Origin of the sequence: Rathayibacter sp. VKM Ac-2759 (genome assembly GCF_009834225.1) — a bacterium.
Classification (GTDB): Bacteria; Actinomycetota; Actinomycetes; order Actinomycetales; family Microbacteriaceae; genus Rathayibacter.
In genome coordinates, this window is record NZ_CP047176.1 from 3573777 (window position 1) to 3588747 (window position 14971).

The window sequence follows — 14971 nt, forward strand, 5'->3', positions numbered from 1 at the left end:
CCCATGTCGATCGATACCCGATTCACCACCCGCGTCCTCGGAGCGAGCGCCATCGCGCTCCTGAGCGTCTCGTCCCTCGTCGCGTGCTCCGCCGACTCCGGCAGCAGCGTGGCCGAGGACTGCACGCCCGCTCACGAAGGACTGAGCACCATCACCGCCGGAGAGCTCACGATCGCGAGCTACGACTACGCCCCGGCGACCATCATCGACGGCGACGGCCTCACGGGCATGGAGGGCGACCTCGTGACCGAGATCGCGGCGATGGAGTGCCTGAAGCTCACCGTGACCTCGTCGGGAGGCGCCGGCGCCGTGATCCCGTCGGTGCAGACCCAGCGGGCCGACCTGGGCTCGGGCAACTGGCTGCGCACGACGGAGCGCGCCGAGATCGTCTACATGAGCACCCCGCTCTGGCTCAACAACGAGGCCGTGGTCTCGACGTCGGGACTCACCTCGGACGACCTCGAGGGCAAGAAGGTGGGCTCGGTGGCGGGCAACCTCTACAACGAGAGCCTGGCCGCGTGGCTCGGCGACGACTTCACCGTCTACCAGGACGACGAGGCGATCTACAGCGACCTCGAGGCCGGGCGCATCGACGCGCTCGTCGCGTCCGAGACGTCGGCGATCGGCCGCTTCAAGTCCTCCCCCATCGAGGGCGCGACGGTGATCCCGGTGGAGCCCAACGAGCACGTGGCCGAGTGGTCGGCCGTCGGCCAGGTGATGTGGCCCTCCAGCCTCGAGAACGAGGCGTTCGGCAAGGCCATCGACGAGGACATCGAGAAGCTCCGCGAGGACGGCACCATCGCCGAGATCCTCGAGAAGTACGACATCGACCCCTCGGTCGGCGAGCCCGGCGAGCCCACCGAGCTCTGATCCACCGCGCCGGCCCGGGCTCTGAACCCTCCCGGGCCGGCGCGTGCGGGCCCGTGGTTGACACCCCGGGCACCCGCGTCTTAACCTCTGATCAGCAACAGATATATCAGTCATAGAATCTCGGAGAATCGCGATGACGGCCTCACTGCTCACCACCGGCGCACCCCGCTCCGCCGCATCGCTCCTCGATGTGCCGCTGCACGAAGCGGACCCCGAGGTGCACGCCGCGATCAGCGGGGAGATCGCCCGCCAGCGCGACACCCTCGAGATGATCGCGAGCGAGAACTTCGCCCCCCTCTCGGTGATGCAGGCCCAGGGCTCGGTGCTCACGAACAAGTACGCCGAGGGCTACCCCGGGCGCCGCTACTACGGCGGCTGCGAGCACGTCGACGTGATCGAGCAGCTCGCGATCGACAGGCTGAAGGCGCTCTTCGGCGCCGAGTACGCCAACGTCCAGCCGCACTCCGGGGCCCAGGCCAACGCGGCGGCCATGTCCGCCCTGATCCAGCCGGGCGACACCATCCTCGGCCTCGACCTCGCGCACGGCGGCCACCTCACGCACGGGATGCGCCTGAACTTCTCGGGCAAGCTCTACACCGCGGTCGCCTACCACGTCGGCGAGAGCGACCACCTGGTCGACTACGCCGAGATCGCGCGCCTCGCCCTCGAGCACCGGCCGAAGCTCATCGTGGCCGGCTGGTCGGCCTACCCGCGGCAGCTCGACTTCGCCGAGTTCCGCCGGATCGCCGATCTCGTCGGCGCCTACCTCATGGTCGACATGGCGCACTTCGCCGGGCTCGTCGCCGCGGGGCTGCACCCCTCCCCCGTGCCGCACGCGCACGTCGTCACCTCCACCACGCACAAGACCCTCGGCGGTCCGCGCGGAGGGATCATCCTGGCGACGGCCGAGCTGGGCAAGAAGTTCAACAGCTCGGTCTTCCCGGGCCAGCAGGGCGGCCCGCTCGAGCACGTCATCGCGGCGAAGGCCGTGGCCTTCAAGCTCGCCGCCGAGCCCGCCTTCCGCGAGCGGCAGGAGCGCACGCTCCGCGGCGCAGCGATCATCGCCGAGCGCCTGCTGCAGCCGGACGCGACGGCCGCGGGGATCGGCGTGGTCAGCGGCGGCACCGATGTGCACCTGGTGCTCGTCGACCTGCGGCACTCCGAGCTGAACGGCCAGGAGGCGGAGGACCGCCTGCACGAGATCGGGATCACGGTGAACCGCAACGCGGTGCCCTTCGATCCACGACCGCCGATGATCAGCTCCGGAGTCCGGATCGGCACGCCGGCGCTCGCCGCGCGCGGCTTCGGCGACGCCGAGTTCGCCCTCGTCGCCGACGTGATCGCCGAGGTGCTCAAGCCCGGTCTCGACGCCGTCGCGACCGCCGATCTCAGCGACCGCGTCTCCGACCTCGCCCGCCGCTTCCCGCTCTACGCGGGCATGAGCACGGTGCTCGCATGAGCCGCCTCGCGAACGCGCCGCGCACCCCCGGCGCCGAGCTGCCCGACCACCCCGACTTCCTCTGGGAGAACCCGACTCCGAAGCGCACCTACGACGTCGTCATCGTCGGCGGCGGCGGTCACGGCCTCGCCACCGCCCACTACCTGGTGAAGAACCACGGCATCACCGACATCGCGGTGATCGAGCGCGGCTGGCTCGCCGGCGGCAACATGGCGCGCAACACCACGCTGATCCGCTCGAACTACCTCTGGGACGAGTCGGCCGGCATCTACGAGCACTCCCTGAAGCTGTGGGAGGGGCTCGAGGAGGACCTCGACTACCCCATCCTCTTCAGCCAGCGCGGAGTGCTGAACCTGGCGCACACCCTCCAGGACGTCCGCGACTCCCGCCGCCGGGTCGAGGCCAACAAGCTCAACGGGATCGACGCCGAGTGGGTCGACGCCGAGACGGTCAAGCAGCTGTGCCCGATCGTCAACATCTCGGACGACATCCGCTACCCGGTCCTCGGCGCGACGTACCAGCCGCGCGCGGGCATCGCGAAGCACGACTACGTCGGCTGGGGCTTCGCCCGGCGCGTCAGCGCCGCGGGGGTGCACCTCATCCAGGACACCCAGGTGACGGGCTTCCTCACCGAGGGCGACCGGGTCGTCGGAGTGAAGACGAACCGCGGCGACATCGGCGCGGGCCGAGTGGCCCTCACCGCCTCCGGCCACACCTCGACCCTCACCGACACGCTCGGCATCCGGGTGCCGATCCAGAGCCACCCGCTGCAGGCGCTCGTCTCCGAGCTGCTCGAGCCGGTGCATCCGACGATCGTGATGTCGAACGCCGTGCACGTGTACGTCTCGCAGGCGCACAAGGGCGAGCTCGTGATGGGGGCCGGCGTCGACTCGTACAACGGCTACGGCCAGCGCGGCGCGTTCCACATCATCGAGCGGCAGATGGCCGCGGCCGTCGAGCTCTTCCCCGTCTTCGCGCGGGCGCACCTGCTGCGCACCTGGGGCGGCATCGTCGACACGACTCCCGACGCGTCGCCGATCGTCGGCCTCACGCCCTACGAGAACCTCTTCCTCAACTGCGGATGGGGGACGGGCGGCTTCAAGGCGACACCCGGACTCGGCGACGTCTTCGCCCACACGATCGCGACGGGGCAGCCGCATCCGCTGGCCGCGCCGTTCTCCCTCGACCGGTTCTACTCCGGTCGCCTCGTCGACGAGCACGGCGCCGCCGCGGTCGCCCACTAAGGAGCAGCAGCATGCAACTCATCGAATGCCCCTGGTGCGGTCCCCGCGAGGAGATCGAGTTCCACTACGGCGGTCAGGCGCACATCGCCTACCCCGAGGAGCCCGCCGCTCTCGACGACGTCGAGTGGGCCCACTACGTCTTCTTCCGCGACAACGTGAAGGGCCGCTTCGCCGAGCGCTGGTCGCACTCGGCCGGCTGCCGGCGCTGGTTCGACGCGGTGCGCGACACCGTCACCTACCGCTTCGAGTCCGTCAGCAAGCCGAACGGGCACCCCGACACGATCTCCCAGAAGGAGGCTCAGACCCTGTGACCCAGCACTTCAGAACCCAGGACGGCGGTCGCATCGACCGCTCGGCGCCGCTGACCTTCGAGTACGAGGGCGGGCTCGTGCCGGGCTTCGCCGGCGACTCCCTCGCCTCGGCCCTGCTCGCCAACGGCGTGGCCGAGGTGACCACCAGCATCAAGTTCGGCCGGCCGCGCGGCATCGCCGCCGCCGGCTCGGAGGACCCCAGCGGCCTGATCCAGCTGGAGACCCCGTTCCCGGACCCGATGCAGCTCGCCACCATGGTCGAGCTCGCTCCCGGCATCACCGCACGCGGGCTCCCCGGGCAGGGCGCGCTCGCGCACGACCCCGACCCGGCCCGCTACGACACGGCGCACCTGCACGTGGACGTCCTGGTGGTGGGCGCCGGACCCGCGGGCCTGGTGGCCGCGGTGACGGCGGCCCGCGCCGGGGCCCGGGTGGCCCTGGTCGACGAGCAGTCCCTGCCCGGAGGATCGCTGCTCTCGCGGCCCGGAGCGAGCACCTGGGTCGACGGGCTGGTCGCCGAGCTCGCCTCCGCCGACGACGTGACCCTGCTGCCCCGGACGACCGTGTTCGGGGTCTACGACGACGGGCTCGCCCTCGCCGTCGAGCGCCGCACCGACCACCTCGGCATCTCCTCCCCGGCCGACGCGCTGCGCCAGCGGGTGTGGCGGATCCGCGCCCGGCGGACCGTCGTCGCCACGGGCTCGCACGAGCGCCCCGTCGTCTTCGCCGACAACGACCGGCCCGGCATCATGCTGGCCGGATCCGCGCGGACGTACCTCCACCGCTACGGCGTGCGCGTCGGAGAGGACGTCGTCGTCTTCACCACGAACGACAGCGCCTACACCGCGGCGTTCGACCTGCACGACGCAGGGGTCCCGGTCGTCGCGATCGTCGACTCCCGGACGATCATCGGCGAGCACTGGCAGCAGGAGACCGCCCGTCGCGGCATCGACCTGCGCTACGGCAGCGTCGTCACCGGCACCTCCGGGGCGGGGCGCGTGTCCGCCGTGACCGTCGCCCGCTTCAACGGCTCGGCCTTCGGCGTGGCCGAGACCCTGGCCGCCGACACCCTGCTGGTCAGCGGCGGCTGGAACCCCGCCGTGCACCTGTACAGCCAGGCCGGCGGCACCGTGCGCTACGACGCACGCCTGGGCGCGTTCGTCCCCGAGTCGGAGGTGCGCGGCATGACCGTCGTCGGCTCGGCGTCCGGCCGCTTCGACCTCGCGGACGTCGTGGCGCAGTCCGCCGCCGAGACCACGACCGTCCTCGACTCGCTCGGACTGACGGCTCCCGCCGCTCGTCCCGGCGACGCGGCCGTGACCCGCGACCTCGACGCCACCCCCGGCGCGGTGCTGTGGTTCGTGCCCTCCGGCGAGCCGATCGAGCTGACCACGCACTTCGTCGACCTGCAGCGCGACGCCACCGTCGCCGACATCGCCCGCGCGATCGGAGCGGGGATGCGCTCCGTCGAGCACATCAAGCGCTACACGACCATCGGCACGGCGCACGATCAGGGCAAGACGTCCGGCATCATCGCCTCCGGCATCGCCGCCGAGATCTCCGGCGGGGCGATCGGGGCGCTGGGCACCACGACGTTCCGCCCGCCGTACACCCCGGTGGCCTTCGCCGCCCTCGCCGGCCGATCCCGCGGAGAGCTCTTCGACCCGGTGCGCGTCACCGCGGTGCACGACTGGCACGTCGAGCACGGCGCCGAGTTCGAGGACGTCGGCCAGTGGAAGCGCCCCTGGTACTACCCGCAGCCCGGCGAGGACCTGCACGCGGCGGTCCTGCGCGAGACCGCGGCCGTCCGCGGCGGCGTGGGCATCCTCGACGGCTCCACCCTCGGCAAGATCGACGTCCAGGGCGCCGACGCGGGCACGTTCCTCGACCTCGTCTACACGAACCTGATGAGCTCGCTCAAGGTCGGCTCGATCCGCTACGGCGTGATGTGCGGCGTGGACGGCATGGTCATCGACGACGGCACGGTGCTGCGCACCGAGGAGAACCGCTTCCTGATCTACACGACCACCGGAGGGGCCGCGAAGATCCTCGACTGGCTCGAGGAGTGGCTGCAGACCGAGTGGCCGTGGCTGGAGGTGCGGCTCGCCTCGGCGACGGAGCACCTGGTCACCTTCCCGGTGGTCGGGCCGTCGTCCCGGGCGGTGATCGGCTCGCTGTTCCCCGACGTCGACGTGACGAACGACGCCTTCCCGTTCATGACCTGGCGCGACACCGAGCTCGGCGGGGTGCCCGTGCGCCTGGCCCGCGTCAGCTTCTCGGGCGAGCTCGCCTACGAGGTCACGGCGGTGAGCTGGTTCGGTCTCGACCTCTGGGAGCGCCTGGTCGCCGCGGGCGAGCCCTTCGGCATCACCCCGTACGGCACCGAGACCATGCACGTGCTGCGTGCCGAGAAGGGCTACCCGATCATCGGGCAGGACACCGACGGCACCGTCACTCCGCAGGACCTGGGCATGTCGTGGGTCGTCTCGAAGAAGAAGGCCGACTTCATCGGCAAGCGCTCCTTCGCGCGCACCGCCAACGCCGACCCCCGGCGCCGCCAGTTCGTCGGCATCCTGCCCGACGACGCCGCGACCGTGCTGCCCGAGGGGAGCCAGCTCGTGACCGTCGACTCCCTCGAGACCCTGCCGGTCGCGATGCACGGCTTCGTCACGTCCAGCTACGACAGCGTCGCGCTGGGGCGGCCGTTCGCCCTCGCGCTCGTCGACGGCGGGCACGCCCGCATCGGCGAGCCGATCAACGCCGTCGTCGACGGCCGTATCGTGCCCGCCACCATCACCAGCCACGTGCTGTTCGACCCAGAAGGAGCCCGTCGTGACGGTTGACCTGCAGACTCCCCTCCTCACCGCGCGAGGACCTCTCGACGGCCGGGCGGAGGCGTTCGCCGCGGTGACCGGCGACGTGGCGATCCGCGCCCTCCCGCTCGCGCGCAGCTACAACATCCGCATCGACCCCGCGCGAGCGGAGGCGCTCGTCGCCGTGCTCGGCGCGCCGCTCCCCGGGGTCTCGCGCTGGAACGCGACCGAGGACGGCGGCACGATCGTCTGGCTCGGGCCGGACGAGTTCCTGCTGAGCGACCCCGCGGGCTCGGCCGACCTCGAGACCGAGCTGCGCGCGGCGGTCCTCCCCTCGGGCGGCGCCGTCGTCGAGCAGTCGGGCCAGCGGGTCTCGGTGCTGGTCTCGGGAGACGCGCGCGGGCTGCTGGCCAAGGGCACCGCGGTCGACCTGCACCCGTCGGCGTTCCCGCTCGGCACGGCGGTGCAGAGCTTCCTCGGGCAGTCGACCGTGGTGCTCCTGGCGCGCTCGCGCGACGCGTCCGAGATCGAGCTCCTGGTGCGCAGCTCGTTCGCCCGCTCCGTCGGCGACTGGCTGCTCGACGCCGTCGGCGACCCGCTCGCCTACCCGGCCGGCTGACGGGCGGCCGCGGGATGGCGCTCAGCGTGTTCGACCTCTTCACGATCGGCATCGGGCCGTCCAGCTCGCACACCGTCGGCCCCATGAAGGCCGCGTACACCTTCGTCGAGCTGCTCCGCGAGAGCGGGGAGATCGATCGCGTCGCCCGCGTCTCCACGCAGCTGTTCGGGTCGCTCGGCCTCACCGGTCAGGGCCACGGCACGGTGAAGGCCGTGGTGCTGGGCCTGCGCGGCGAGCAGCCGCACCTCGTCGACCCCACGGGAGCGGACGCCCTGCTCGAGCGCGCGGAGGCGGAGGGGCGCCTCACCCTCGGCGGCACCCACTCGATCGGCTTCGACCTCCGGCGCGACGTCGTCATGCACCTGCGGAAGCGGCTCGACTTCCACACCAACGGGATGCGCTTCGACGCCGTCGACGCCGACGGCGCGCTCGTGCGCAGCCGCGACTACTACTCGATCGGCGGCGGCTTCGTCCTCGACCAGGACCAGCTCGACGGCGTCCCCGTCGTGGCGGAGGACCGACCGGTCCCCTTCCCGTTCTCCTCGGCCGACGAGCTCGTCGCGCTGGCGGGCTCGCACGGGGCGCGGATCAGCGACCTCGTGATGGCGAACGAGGTCGTCACGAGGAGCGAGGCCGAGGTCCGCGCCGGTGTCCTCCGGATCTGGGCGGTGATGCAGGAGTGCATCGACAACGGGAGCCGCGGCGAGGGTGTGCTGCCCGGGGGCCTGCGCGTCCGGCGGCGCGGCGCGGTCCAGCGGGAGCAGCTCGAGGCCGCCGGCCGCACCGACGACCCGCTGCACGCGATGGAGTGGGTCACGCTCGCCGCACTCGCCGTGAACGAGGAGAACGCGGCGGGCGGGCGGGTCGTCACCGCTCCGACGAACGGCGCCGCCGGCATCATCCCCGCGGTCCTCGACTACTACGTGCGCTTCGTGCCGGGAGCCGACGAGGACGGAGTCGTGCGCTTCCTGCTCACGGCAGCCGCCATCGGGGTGCTCTTCAAGACCAACGCCTCGATCTCGGGAGCGGACGTCGGCTGCCAGGGCGAGGTCGGCTCGGCCTGCTCGATGGCGGCCGCCGGCCTCGCGGAGGTGCTCGGCGGCACTCCCGAGCAGATCGAGAACGCCGCCGAGATCGGCATCGAGCACAACCTCGGGCTCACCTGCGATCCCGTGGGCGGACTCGTGCAGATCCCGTGCATCGAGCGCAACGCCATCGCCTCGGTGAAGGCGATCACCGCGGCGAGGATGGCGGTGCGCGGCGACGGCGAGCACCACGTCTCGCTCGACACCGCCATCCGGACGATGCGCGAGACCGGTGCCGACATGAGCCACAAGTACAAGGAGACCGCGCTCGGCGGACTCGCCCTCACCGTCGGCACGGTCGAGTGCTGAGCGCGATGCGCGCGTCACGACTCGAGATCGTGCCGACGCCCGGCGTCGTCGACCGGATCGCGCTCTCCCTCCCCCGCGGCAGCGCGATCAGCGTGACCGCGCTCCCCCACCACGGCATCGCCACGACCGTCGAGACCGCGATCGAGCTCGCCGGGCTCGGTTTCGACGCGATCCCCCACCTGGCGGCCACCCGGATCCCGGATCGTGCGCAGCTCGCCCGGCTCCTCGACCGTCTGGACGCCGCGGGTGTGCAGAGCCTGTTCGTGATCGGCGGCGACGGCGACCGCGCCTCCTCCGCCTTCGAGCACGGCGGCGACCTGCTCGCGACGATCCGCGAGCTGACCGGCGACCGGTTCCGGCTCGGCGTCGCGGGCTACCCCGAGGGCCACCCGCAGCTCTCCGTCGGAGCGGGCATCGACGTGCTCGCGGGCAAGGCGCCGCTGGCCGACTTCGTCGTGACGCAGATGTGCTTCAGCCCGGAGCCGATCCTCGCCTACCTGCGGGCCCTGCGGTCGCGCGGCATCGGCCTGCCCGTGTGGCTCGGCGTCCCCGGAGCCGTCCGGCTGCGCAGGCTCCTCGGGATCGCCGCCCGCATCGGAGTGGGCCCGTCCCTCTCCTTCGCGGGCAAGGGCGGCAACCTCCGCCTCCTCGGCCGCTTCGACGCACCGGGCTTCTGCGCCCGGCTGGAGACGCAGGCCGAGCAGGCCCGCCTCGACTTCGCCGGCTTCCACGTCTACAGCTTCAACGACTTCGCACTCCGAGCACCGACCACCACCGAACACGTAGGAGAGACCCCATGACCACCGACCTCAGCGGCGTCCTGACCGCACTGGCCACCCCGTTCGATCAGGACGAGCAGATCGACGTCCCCGTCCTGAAGCGCCTCGTCGACCGCTCGATCGCCGGCGGCGTCGACGGCGTCGTGGCGGGCGGATCGACCGGCGAGTTCGCCTCCCTCAGCTCCGAGGAGCGCATCCTCCTGGTCGACACGGTGGTGCAGCACGCGGCCGGCCGCGTGCCCGTCGTCGCGCAGACCGGGGCGACGACCACGCGCGAGGCGATCCGCCTCTCCCGAGCGGCCGAGGCCTCCGGCGCGGATGTGCTCATGCTCGTCACGCCCTACTACGAGGCGCTGTCCCTCGACGAGACGATCGCCTACCTCAGGGAGGTCATCGCGGCGGTGGAGCTCCCGGTGATGCTCTACAACATCCCGGCGGCGACGGGCGTGAACCTCGACGCCGACACCATCGGCTCCCTGGCCCGCGAGATCGACCAGGTCGAGTACGTGAAGGACTCGAGCGCGAACTGGGAGCAGGGGCTCCAGCTCATCCACCACCACGCCGACGCGGTGAAGACCTTCATCGGCTGGGACAGCTACACCTTCAGCGCCCTCGCCGAGGGCGCGGCGGGTGTCATGGCCGGCGCCGCCAACGTGGTCCCGGCCGAGATCGTCGCCGTCAGCCGTGCCGTCGCAGCGGGCGACCTCGACGGCGCTCTCGCGCAATGGAAGCGCGTCTACCCCGTCGTCGACTCCCTCCTCTCGGCCCCGTTCATCGCCGCGGTCAAGGCGGGACTGCGACTGCAGGGGGAGCCGGCCGGCGTGCCCCGCAGCCCCCTCGCCGGTCTCACCCCCGAGGCCGAGCGGCGCATCGAGCTCGCGCTCGCCGGTCTGGCCTGACGCCGTGTCCACGACGACGGCCGAGGCGCCGACCGGCGCGGGCGCGCCCGAGAGTCCCAGCACGCGCTTCGTGCTCACCGCGTCGTGCGCGGAGCGCCACGGCGTCGTCAGGGCGGTCACGGAGTTCATCGACAGCGCCGGGTTCACGATCGACGAGCATCAGCAGTTCGACGATCCCGATCGTCGGCAGCTCTTCCTGCGCACGAGCTTCTCGGGCGGTCCGGCGACGACGGTCGCCGACCTGAGGGAGGCGTTCGCCCCCGTCGCGAGCGGGCTCGACATGACCTTCACGATCTCGGGACCGCGCCGCCCGCGGGTGCTCGTCCTGGTCTCCCGGGAAGGGCACTGCCTGAACGACCTCGTCTTCCGCTGGCGGTCCGACGATCTCGGCGGCGATCTGGTGCTGGTGGCCTCGAATCACGAGATCCTGCGCTCGATGGCCGAGGCGGCGGACCTGCCCTTCCGGCACATCCCCGTCACGGCCGACACCAAGGCCGAGGCGGAGCGGGAGCTGCAGGCGCTGATCGAGGAGCACGAGGTCGATCTCGTCGTCCTCGCCCGGTACATGCAGGTGCTCTCGGAGGAGTTCGTCGCGGCGCACGCGGGCCGACTGATCAACATCCACCACTCGTTCCTGCCCGGCTTCAAGGGCGCCCGGCCCTACCACCAGGCCTACGACCGCGGGGTGAAGTACGTCGGAGCCACCGCGCACTACGTGACCGCGGAGCTCGACGAGGGCCCGATCATCGAGCAGGAGGTGATCCGGGTGACGCATGCGCACGGTCCCGCCGGTCTCGCCACGGTGGGACGCGACGCCGAGGCCCTCGCGCTCTCGAGGGCCGTCCGCTGGCACAACCAGGGGCGGGTGCTCCTGAACGGGTCGCGGACGGTCGTCTTCCCCTGATGGCCGCCGCGAGCCGTGACTCCGAAGGGGGACAGGGCGACCTGTCAAGCAACGGGGATATCACTTCGCGCTCGGTAGTATGGCTGGTCGGACACGGTAGCGACCGGCAGTGGTCGGGCGAGGAGGATCGGGCGATGACGGAGGCTCCGCGCACGCTCCTCGACACCGCCCCCGCGTCTCCGAGCACCCCGACCCCGTCCCTGGCGGAGCAGGCCTTCACGGTGCTCCGCGACCGTCTGGTCGTCCTGGACATCCGCCCGGGAGAGCCGCTGAACGACGAGCAGATCGGCAAGGAGCTCGGCGTCGGGCGCACGCCGGTGCGCGAGGCGCTGAAGCGCCTGGAGTCCGAGCACCTGGTGGTCATGTACCCGCGCCGGGGCACCTTCGCCGCCTCCGTCGACATCACCGACCTCGCTCAGATCTCCGAGGTCCGATCGCAGCTGGAGCCGCTCGCCGCCGGCCGAGCCGCGCGTTTCGCGACCGCCTCGCGACGGGCCGCGATGCGGGAGCTCGCCGACGAGCTCGAGAGGATCGACAGCGGCAGCATCTCGTCGCGCGCCCTGATGCAGTACGACCTGCAGGTCCACCGCAGCATCTACGCCGCCAACGGCAACCGGCACCTCGAGGAGATCCTCGTCAGGTACGACAACCTCGCGACCCGGATCTGGTGCATGGTCCTCGACCGGCTCCCGAGCATCGCGGGGCACATCGGGGAGCACATCGCCCTGCTCCGCGACGTGGCCGAGGGGAACGACGAGAAGGCCTCCCGCGAGGCCCTGGCGCACGTCCTCTCCTTCGAGAAGCTGGTGCGGACCGTCCTGTAGGAGGACGCCTCCTGCGCGAGCGGCGCCCGGGACCGATCCTCCCAGCGGCGATCGCTCGCCGGTGGCGCCGTTCGGGGGCACACTGGGCGTGCACCCCAAGGAGCTCCCGTGCTGCTTCCCTCGAATCCCGCGTGCGTCCTCGTCCCCATGGAGGCGCGGACGCTCCACGACGCCTCGCCGTACCGCCGCATGGCCCGGCGCTCCTTCGGCGACGTCGCGATGGCGAGCGTCGACTCGGTCCCGCAGCGGGTCGACGCCCTGCTCGACGAGGTCCCCGGGTCCGCCGAGGACTGCCTCCAGTTCCAGATCGTCCACGCCGGTCGCCTCGAGGTCCGGCACGGCGCGCGGCGGGTCGTCGTCCCGGAGGGGACCGCGATGCTCTACGACGCGAGCCGACCGTTCGGCTTCGTGTACCCGACCCGCTTCGTGACGTCGATCGTGCAGGTCCCCGCGCGGGTGCTGGGGCTGAGCGGCCGCCGGATCGAGGCGCTCTCCGCCGGGCCGATCAGCCTCGCGACGCCCGCCGGATCGCTGCTCTCGCTGCTGGCCCGCCGGACGGGCCGCGTGTCGGCGGCCGTGGACGACGTCGTCGCCGACGGCTTCGCGAGCGCGCTCGTCGACACGATCACGATGGTGACGGACGGCGCGGGGCTCGCCCCGACCCTGGCGGAGGTGCAGTCGGTCGCCGTCCTCCACGCGGCGCGGAGTCACGTGCAGGAGCACCTGGCCGATCCCGATCTGCAGCCCGCCGCCGTGGCGCGTGCGCTGCGCGTGTCGGTCCGCGGGCTGCACGCGGCGTTCGCCGACTCCGGGGAGACGTTCGGGCAGTGCGTGGTCCGCGTGCGCTGCGAGCACGGCCGTCGACTCCTCCTCGAGCTGCCGACCGCCCCGATCACGATGATCGCGGCTCGGAGCGGATTCCACAGCGTCGACCACTTCATCCGCCGCTTCCGCGAGCTCCACGGGTCCCCGCCCGCCCAGTGGCGACGTCGCGCGAGCACCGGCGGACCGGCCGGCGACTGAGCGATGCGCAGCTCTGACCTGCTCCGGCTGTCCGACGGCGTGGTCCTGCGTCGCGCGGGGGCGAGCACCCTCCCCCGGGAGGACGACCTGAGGCTCGTCGTCCCGGCCGGGCCGTCGCCGGAGGAGCCGGACGCTCCGCTCTCCATCGACCTCGACCTCGCCGCGGCGGGACTCCGGCGCGAGGACGTCTCGGCCCGGCTCCTCCTCGTCGACGAGGACGACGCGGCCGGCGCGGTCCTCGCGGCCGTCGCGGGAGCGCTGTGGACGGGAGCGGACCCGTTCGCCCCTGCGGAGCGGTCCCGGGTGGCGGGGGTGGTCACGACGCTGGCCCTGACGTGGCTCGTCCCGGAGCTGCTCCGGCAGACCGGCGGGCGCTCCGCCGTCCGTCTCGCCGCCGTGCTCGACGTCTGGACCCACCTCAAGGACTCCGACCTGAGCGTGGCGACGATCGCGCGGAGGACAGGGGTCTCGGAGCGTTCGCTGTACGCGGCGTTCTCCGACGGCCCGGAGCGGCTCGGCGCTCTCCTCCGCCGGCTCCGCGAGGACAGGGCGGCCGCCGAGCTCGAGTCCCTGCCGGAGCGCGGAGACGTCGACCGAACGGTCGCCCGGCGATGGCTGGCTCGGCCCTCGATCGCCGGGTCCGCGTGATCGACTCGGAGTGCGCGGGCGGCGTGCTCGGACTGCACGCAGCGCTCTCGGCGCCGACGACTCGGTGATCATGTGATCGTCGCCGCCCTCCTCTCGAGTGGGCGGGCCGGACGGGGAGAAGGCGGAGCGGGTGAGGGAGAAGGCGGAGCGGGTGATGGAGGAGTCGAGGACCGGTCTCGGCCGGTACCTCCGGGCGCGCCGAGACGGGCTGAGACCCGAGGACGTCGGCCTGGAGGCGGACGCCGCCCGCCGGGTCGCCGGCCTGCGCCGCCAGGAGGTGGCCGGCCTCGCGGGGATCAGCCACGACTACTACCTGCGGCTGGAGCAGGGCAGGGATCACCAGCCGTCCGCGCAGGTCCTGCTGGCGCTGGCGAGGGCTCTGCGGCTCGATCTCGACGCGACCTCGTACCTGTTCCGCCTGGCGGGGCAGGTCCCGCCGCCGCACGGCCCCTCCGAGCGTCACGACGAGGAGTCGCGGGCGGCCGAGACGACAGCGAACGTCACCACCCTGATGCAGCACTGGACCGCGGCCCCGGCCTACGTGCTCGACAGCAACCAGGACGTCGTCGCCGTGAACGCGCTCGGCCGCGCCTTCTTCCCCCTCCCGCTCGTCCCGGGCGCGAACATGGTCGTCGCCACGGTCGACGCGGCCCTGGCCGCGACCGAGGGCCGCGACGCCTGGGACAGCGTCATCCGGGCGCACGCGGCCGCACTGCGCTACTCGGCCGATCCGGACCACCCGCGCCTGCGGCTCCTCGTCGCCTCGCTGTCGTCGCGCTCGAAGGTCTTCCGCGAGGCGTGGGCGAGTCACGAGGCCCGGCCGAAGCGCGGGGGGACGGCACCCGTCCTCGTCGAGCCGTTCGGTTTCATCGACTTCCGCTGGCAGACGCTGGACGTCCCGGGCGGCGGCCTGTACCTCACCACCTTCTTCGGCGAGGCCGGCACCCCGCCCGCCGCCGCGATCGACTACCTGGCCGCCAAGCTCCGGGTGGAGACCGAGCTCGAGAGAGCCTCCGCGACCCGGGACGCCGCGCCGCGACCGGTGCCCCGCCAGGACCACTCAGCACCGACGGGCCACGGCTGCAGCGCGTGCCCGCACTCGGCGAGCGCCCCGCATCGAGGGCTCCGGTCGCCGGGTGGTGACGCCAGGACCACGACTGCGACCGGAGAGCGTCCCTAGGGTC

General features: G+C 72.4%; 14 protein-coding genes. All 14 read left to right on the top strand.

Going from position 1 to position 14971, the window contains the following annotated elements; genetic code table 11:
* The first annotated feature begins 3 nt into the window (after nucleotides 1-3).
* The 14 genes from GSU68_RS16710 to GSU68_RS16775 all read left to right on the top strand — a co-directional run bounded on the left by GSU68_RS16710 (nucleotide 4) and on the right by GSU68_RS16775 (nucleotide 14967).
* Nucleotides 4-870 carry a transporter substrate-binding domain-containing protein gene (locus GSU68_RS16710; RefSeq protein WP_159909774.1) on the top strand — a complete coding sequence of 289 codons (867 nt, stop codon included), beginning with the start codon at nucleotides 4-6 and terminating at the stop codon, nucleotides 868-870.
* Between the two features lie 133 nt (nucleotides 871-1003).
* Nucleotides 1004-2329: a serine hydroxymethyltransferase gene (glyA, locus tag GSU68_RS16715; RefSeq protein WP_159909775.1), complete on the top strand. Its 1326-nt coding sequence runs from the start codon at nucleotides 1004-1006 to the stop codon at nucleotides 2327-2329.
* Nucleotides 2326-3573, top strand: a complete 1248-nt coding sequence (locus GSU68_RS16720) for a sarcosine oxidase subunit beta family protein (protein WP_159909776.1) — start codon at nucleotides 2326-2328, stop codon at nucleotides 3571-3573. Before glyA ends, GSU68_RS16720 begins: the two co-directional genes overlap by 4 nt.
* An 11-nt stretch (nucleotides 3574-3584) precedes the next feature.
* Complete coding sequence (locus tag GSU68_RS19950) at nucleotides 3585-3884, top strand: sarcosine oxidase subunit delta (protein WP_159909777.1); 300 nt, start codon at nucleotides 3585-3587, stop codon at nucleotides 3882-3884.
* Nucleotides 3881-6727 carry a glycine cleavage T C-terminal barrel domain-containing protein gene (locus GSU68_RS16730; RefSeq protein WP_159909778.1) on the top strand — a complete coding sequence of 949 codons (2847 nt, stop codon included), beginning with the start codon at nucleotides 3881-3883 and terminating at the stop codon, nucleotides 6725-6727. Before GSU68_RS19950 ends, GSU68_RS16730 begins: the two co-directional genes overlap by 4 nt.
* Complete coding sequence (locus tag GSU68_RS16735) at nucleotides 6717-7316, top strand: sarcosine oxidase subunit gamma family protein (RefSeq protein ID WP_159909779.1); 600 nt, start codon at nucleotides 6717-6719, stop codon at nucleotides 7314-7316. The genes GSU68_RS16730 and GSU68_RS16735 overlap by 11 nt, the downstream gene beginning before the upstream one ends.
* A gap of 14 nt (nucleotides 7317-7330) precedes the next feature.
* Complete coding sequence (locus tag GSU68_RS16740; RefSeq protein ID WP_159909780.1) at nucleotides 7331-8710, top strand: L-serine ammonia-lyase; 1380 nt, start codon at nucleotides 7331-7333, stop codon at nucleotides 8708-8710.
* A gap of 5 nt (nucleotides 8711-8715) precedes the next feature.
* The gene (locus GSU68_RS16745; protein WP_159909781.1) at nucleotides 8716-9510 is read left to right on the top strand and encodes a methylenetetrahydrofolate reductase; all 795 of its coding nucleotides are present in this window, start codon (nucleotides 8716-8718) and stop codon (nucleotides 9508-9510) included.
* Nucleotides 9507-10388 (top strand): 4-hydroxy-tetrahydrodipicolinate synthase, encoded by an 882-nt coding sequence (gene dapA / locus GSU68_RS16750; protein ID WP_159909782.1) that lies wholly within the window; start codon nucleotides 9507-9509, stop codon nucleotides 10386-10388. The genes GSU68_RS16745 and dapA overlap by 4 nt, the downstream gene beginning before the upstream one ends.
* Before the next feature lie 4 nt (nucleotides 10389-10392).
* On the top strand, nucleotides 10393-11292 hold the full coding sequence (gene purU, locus GSU68_RS16755) for a formyltetrahydrofolate deformylase (RefSeq protein ID WP_159909783.1): 900 nt from the start codon (nucleotides 10393-10395) through the stop codon (nucleotides 11290-11292).
* Between the two features lie 134 nt (nucleotides 11293-11426).
* Nucleotides 11427-12116, top strand: a complete 690-nt coding sequence (locus GSU68_RS16760) for a GntR family transcriptional regulator (RefSeq protein WP_159909784.1) — start codon at nucleotides 11427-11429, stop codon at nucleotides 12114-12116.
* 108 nt (nucleotides 12117-12224) lie between these two features.
* Nucleotides 12225-13139, top strand: a complete 915-nt coding sequence (locus GSU68_RS16765) for an AraC family transcriptional regulator (protein ID WP_159909785.1) — start codon at nucleotides 12225-12227, stop codon at nucleotides 13137-13139.
* Between the two features lie 3 nt (nucleotides 13140-13142).
* Nucleotides 13143-13787 (top strand): hypothetical protein, encoded by a 645-nt coding sequence (locus GSU68_RS16770; protein WP_159909786.1) that lies wholly within the window; start codon nucleotides 13143-13145, stop codon nucleotides 13785-13787.
* A gap of 130 nt (nucleotides 13788-13917) precedes the next feature.
* Nucleotides 13918-14967, top strand: coding sequence for a helix-turn-helix transcriptional regulator (locus GSU68_RS16775; RefSeq protein WP_244259319.1), 1050 nt, complete (start codon nucleotides 13918-13920; stop codon nucleotides 14965-14967).
* Nucleotides 14968-14971 lie beyond the last annotated feature (4 nt).

What these genes read in the sequence shown, in the direction of transcription:
- GSU68_RS16710 (WP_159909774.1), top strand. Translation starts at nt 4, where the DNA reads ATGTCGATCGATACCCGATTCACCACCCGCGTCCTCGGAGCGAGCGCC.
- glyA (WP_159909775.1), top strand. Translation starts at nt 1,004, where the DNA reads ATGACGGCCTCACTGCTCACCACCGGCGCACCCCGCTCCGCCGCATCG.
- GSU68_RS16720 (WP_159909776.1), top strand. Translation starts at nt 2,326, where the DNA reads ATGAGCCGCCTCGCGAACGCGCCGCGCACCCCCGGCGCCGAGCTGCCC.
- GSU68_RS19950 (WP_159909777.1), top strand. Translation starts at nt 3,585, where the DNA reads ATGCAACTCATCGAATGCCCCTGGTGCGGTCCCCGCGAGGAGATCGAG.
- GSU68_RS16740 (WP_159909780.1), top strand. Translation starts at nt 7,331, where the DNA reads ATGGCGCTCAGCGTGTTCGACCTCTTCACGATCGGCATCGGGCCGTCC.
- GSU68_RS16745 (WP_159909781.1), top strand. Translation starts at nt 8,716, where the DNA reads ATGCGCGCGTCACGACTCGAGATCGTGCCGACGCCCGGCGTCGTCGAC.
- dapA (WP_159909782.1), top strand. Translation starts at nt 9,507, where the DNA reads ATGACCACCGACCTCAGCGGCGTCCTGACCGCACTGGCCACCCCGTTC.
- GSU68_RS16760 (WP_159909784.1), top strand. Translation starts at nt 11,427, where the DNA reads ATGACGGAGGCTCCGCGCACGCTCCTCGACACCGCCCCCGCGTCTCCG.
- GSU68_RS16770 (WP_159909786.1), top strand. Translation starts at nt 13,143, where the DNA reads ATGCGCAGCTCTGACCTGCTCCGGCTGTCCGACGGCGTGGTCCTGCGT.